This window comes from Streptomyces sp. NPDC058880 (assembly GCF_042742535.1).
In the GTDB taxonomy this organism is placed as follows: Bacteria; Actinomycetota; Actinomycetes; order Streptomycetales; family Streptomycetaceae; genus Streptomyces.
Map to the genome: position 1 here is coordinate 1 of NZ_JBHYMC010000127.1, position 3,966 is coordinate 3,966.

Consider the following 3,966-nt stretch of genomic DNA (forward strand, 5'->3'; position numbering starts at 1 on the left):
CGCTCCCGCAACCCCGAAAGATCACCACGCTCAACGCCCACGGTCCTCGCAACTCCCACAGATCGCGGGTGTTGCGAGGACCGCTAGAACCCAAGGTGCGGCTGCCGGGGCCCGCTCGCGTGCCGTGCCGGTCAGTGCCCCTTGGGGGTCCAGTAGTCCAGCAGGGTGCCCACCCCGTGCTCCAGGGACTTCCACGATCCGGTGAAGGAGACGACGGCGAGCGCAGCGGTCGGGAACCCCGTACGGGTCATCCGCGCCAGGGTGTCGCCCTCCGCGCGCCCGGCGAGGGCGTCGGCGAGGGCGTGCATGCCGGGGTTGTGGCCGATGACGAGGAGGTCGGAGACCTCGTCGGAGGTCTCGTTCAGCAGGGCGATGAGCTCGCCCGGCGAGGCGTCGTAGATCCGCTCCTCGTAGTGGGTCTTCGGCCGGTGCGGCATCTCCTGGACGGCGAGCTTCCAGGTCTCGCGGGTGCGGGCCGCGGTCGAGCAGAGGGCCAGGTCGAAGACGATGCCGGTCTCGGCGAGCTTCAGACCGACGGCCGGCGCGTCCTTGCGGCCCCGTTCCGCCAGCGGACGGTCGTGGTCGGACACATCGGGCCAGTCGGCCTTGGCATGCCGGAGGAGGGCGATCCTGCGGGGTGTGTCTGCGCTCATGGCTCCCAGCTTCGCATGAAACGGGCCGTGGAGCGCAGGGTGTTGAGGGGGCTCGTCCCAGGTGGTGGGGGCGCTCGCGAGGTCAGACGACGGCGCGCAGGAGCTGTTCGACGAGCTGGACGAGGCCGGAGACCCCGCCGGTGGCCGCGTGGGCCTCACCGGATCCCGTGAGGAGCAGCAGCAGGAGGCCGAAGGCGAGTGCGGGCAGCGCCGGCGCCCACCAGTGCAGCCGGGTGCTCACAGCGGTGGTCGTGCGCGTCCGGCGGGCGGGGGCAAGGGACCGTGTGTGCGTGGGGGCCGACATGGCCGCCTCCGTGGGTGTGTGGACCGGACTGGCTCGCTGCCTGCGAATCTACGGATCCGGGACGGCGGTTCCCATCCGGGGCACACCCCACTTCACCCTGAGCCTGACCCCCTAGGGGTGGGTGGGGATGTCCCTACCCACGCCAGCGGCCGCGGCCGGGGTCGCGTTCGTCACGGCGAGGCGATCGTCGCGATCACGGAGATGATCACGGAGACGACGAGCATGGCGCCGAGGACGAGGCCGAGCTTCCTGCGGCCGCCCTCCGGGTTCGGTTCGAGTACGGGTGACATGCGGTTCAGTCTCGCATGCCGCATTCGTCCTCGATCGTGCGGTCCCTGCCCGCGAGGACGCCGAGGGCGATCTGCGGTACGAGCAGGCCGGCCATCAGGGCGAGCGGCAGGTCCCAGCCTCCGCTGTGCTGGTAGAGGGCGCCGATGACGAGCGGGCCGGGGATGGAGATGAGGTAGCCGGTGCTCTGCGCGAAGGCGGAGAGCCTGACCACGCCCGCCGGGGACTTGGCGCGCAGTCCGATCATGGTGATGACGAGGGGGAAGGCGCAGTTGGAGACGCCGAGCAGGAGGGCCCATGCCCAGGCTCCGGCGGCGGGGGCCGAGAAGAGTCCGAGGTAGCCGACGAGGCCGAAGACGCCGAGGGTTGCCGCGATGGCGCCCTGGTTCCTCATGCGGCCGGCCAGGCCGGGGATGACGAAGGCGAGCGGTACGCCCATGACCATGGTGACGGCGAGCAGGACGCCGGCGGTGGAGGCGGAGACCCCGGCGTCGCGGAAGATCTGCGGGAGCCAGCCCATGGTGATGTAGGCGCCCGTGGCCTGGAGACCGAAGTAGCAGGCCAGGGCCCAGGCGGTGCGGCTACGGACGACCCGCGGGCCCGCGTCGCTCCCTGCGGCGGCATTCGCGCCGGAGCCGGCGGCGTCCCGGGGCCGGTCGGCCTGAGCGGCGGCGCGCGCGATGGGCAGCCACAGCAGTACGGCGACCACGGCGAGGGAGGCCCACATCAGCAGGCCGGTGCGCCAGCTGCCGCCGAGGGCCTCGGTCAGCGGGACGGTCGCGGCGGCGGCGAGCGAGGTACCGGCGGCCAGGGCCATGGAGTAGAGGCCGGTCATGGTGCCGACCCGGTCCGGGAAGTAGCGCTTGACGATCACCGGGAGCAGGACGTTGGTGAGGGCGATGCCGGCCAGGGACAGGGCGCTGGCGGCCAGGAACCCGGCGGCGCCGGCCGCGAAGGGGCGGATCAGCAGCCCGGCGGCGACGGCGGCCATGCCCGCGCAGACGACGGCGACCGGGCCGAAGCGGCGGGAGAGCCGGGGCGCGGTGACACCGAAGACCGCGAAGCACAGGGCCGGGACGGAGGTGATCAGGCCCGCGACGGTGCCGCTCATGCCCAGACCGGCCCGGGTCTCCTCGAAGAGGGCGCCGAGGCTGGTGATGGCGGGGCGCAGGTTGAGGGCGGCCAGCACGATTCCGACGATGAGCACGGGGCCGAGCCAGGCCGGCGGGGCCGGCGCGTGCGGGGTGGCGACGGCGGCGGCTGCCGCGGCGGGCCGGTGGAGCGTCTTGGTCTCTTCGTCGGACATTCACCCATCATAGAATCATGGGATGATTGGTTGTCCAGCGGCGTCAGCCACACTTGCACCCGCACCGCAGCAGCGGCCGCGACCCCGGCCGCACGTGAGAGGAACCCATGCCGCTGACCTCGCCCCGGCGCTCCGCGCTCGTCGATCAGGTGATCGCCCAGTTGCGCAACCAGATCACCTCCGGCGAGTGGCCGGTCGGCTCGCGCATCCCCACCGAGCCGGAGCTCGTGGAGCTGATGGGCGTCGCCCGCAACACCGTGCGCGAGGCCGTGCGCGCGCTGGCGCACAACGGCCTGCTCGACATCCGGCAGGGCTCGGGTACGTACGTCATCGCGACCAGCGAGCTGGCCGGCGTCATGCACCGCCGCTTCGCCGGGGCCGAGCCGAGGCACATCGCCGAGCTCCGCTCCACGCTGGAGTCCTCAGCGGCCCGGCTGGCCGCGGAGCGCCGCACGGAACGGGACCTGCTCCAGCTGGACGCCCTGCTGGCGCGCCGCGAGGAGGCCTGGGCGGGCGGGAACGCGGAGCTCTTCGTGGCGGCGGACGTGAGTCTGCACATGGCGGTGGTGACGGCCTCGCACAACGACGTGCTGATCGAGCTGTACGCGGACCTCGGCGAGCTGGTCGCCGACTGGCTGCGGGCCGACGTGGGCGCCGTGCTGGACCCCGCAGCCCATCTCGACCACACCCGACTGATCGAGGCGATCCGGCGCGGGGACGGGGACGCGGCGGCTTCGGAGGCCGCGGGCTATCCGTTCGTCTGCCTCGGCAAGGAGGCCGGGCGGACCGAGGGGCCGGGGGACGCCCAGGGGGGTCCGGTCACGGCCGCCGGTGGCTGACCCAGGCCGCGCGGACCTCCTTCCAGCAGCGGCCGGTGAGTTCGGCCCGGGCGGCCGGGCCCACGGCCACGGCCGCGCCGTCGCCGTCCAGGTCCCACCAGCGGTCGCACTCGACGTGCAGGCTCACCAGGTCGGTCTCCGGATAGGCGTTGTGGCAGTGCGCGGTCACCAGGGAGCCCTCGATGGAGGTGGCGCAGTCGGCGCCGAAGAGTTCGCGGGCGGCGGGCCGCGAAGGCTGCGCGGGGGGCTCGGCGGGGATGTCGGCGAGGTCGACGGCGGCGGGCGTCGCCGCCTCGGCGCCCGGAGCCGCCTCGTCTCCGGAGGACTGAGCGGCCACGGCCGGGATCAGGAGTCCGGTCACGATCACTGATGCGACCAGTATCGATACTGCTCGGCTCGGCCTGGTGCGCACCCCTGCCTCCTCCCCGCCGAAGCCGGGAAGATCCCGACTTGGTCAGTTTGCAGGCATCTGTCCTGGTTTTCGACTCGGAAAGATCCGGTCGGCCGCTGAACATGCGAGCGAAGGCGGTCGGCGGACGCGAGAACGGCGGCGGCCGCGCCTCCCCCGGGGGGAAG

The 3,966-nt window shown here is 73.0% G+C and carries 6 protein-coding genes; 1 reads left to right on the forward strand and 5 read right to left on the reverse strand.

The genetic code is table 11. The features are described 5' to 3' along the window. Positions 1–131: 131 nt before the first annotated feature. The 4 genes from ACFW2G_RS32915 to ACFW2G_RS32930 all read right to left on the reverse strand — a co-directional run bounded on the left by ACFW2G_RS32915 (position 132) and on the right by ACFW2G_RS32930 (position 2,551). Positions 132–653 carry a histidine phosphatase family protein gene (locus ACFW2G_RS32915; protein WP_037930673.1) on the reverse strand — a complete coding sequence of 174 codons (522 nt, stop codon included), beginning with the start codon at positions 651–653 and terminating at the stop codon, positions 132–134. 82 nt (positions 654–735) lie between these two features. Next, positions 736–894, reverse strand: a complete 159-nt coding sequence (locus ACFW2G_RS32920; RefSeq protein WP_370466577.1) for a hypothetical protein — start codon at positions 892–894, stop codon at positions 736–738. Between the two features lie 233 nt (positions 895–1,127). Beyond that, complete coding sequence (locus ACFW2G_RS32925; RefSeq protein WP_257855467.1) at positions 1,128–1,247, reverse strand: SGM_5486 family transporter-associated protein; 120 nt, start codon at positions 1,245–1,247, stop codon at positions 1,128–1,130. A 5-nt stretch (positions 1,248–1,252) separates the two neighbouring features. Continuing rightward, positions 1,253–2,551, reverse strand: coding sequence for a CynX/NimT family MFS transporter (locus ACFW2G_RS32930; protein WP_384582877.1), 1,299 nt, complete (start codon positions 2,549–2,551; stop codon positions 1,253–1,255). Positions 2,552–2,658: 107 nt separating this feature from the next. Between ACFW2G_RS32930 and ACFW2G_RS32935 the strand changes: the two genes are divergently transcribed. Continuing rightward, positions 2,659–3,390 (forward strand): FadR/GntR family transcriptional regulator, encoded by a 732-nt coding sequence (locus tag ACFW2G_RS32935; protein WP_384455270.1) that lies wholly within the window; start codon positions 2,659–2,661, stop codon positions 3,388–3,390. Here ACFW2G_RS32935 and ACFW2G_RS32940 read toward each other — a convergent pair. Then, complete coding sequence (locus ACFW2G_RS32940) at positions 3,371–3,802, reverse strand: hypothetical protein (protein ID WP_384582880.1); 432 nt, start codon at positions 3,800–3,802, stop codon at positions 3,371–3,373. The two genes, ACFW2G_RS32935 and ACFW2G_RS32940, sit on opposite strands and share 20 nt — an antisense overlap. Positions 3,803–3,966: the final 164 nt, after the last annotated feature.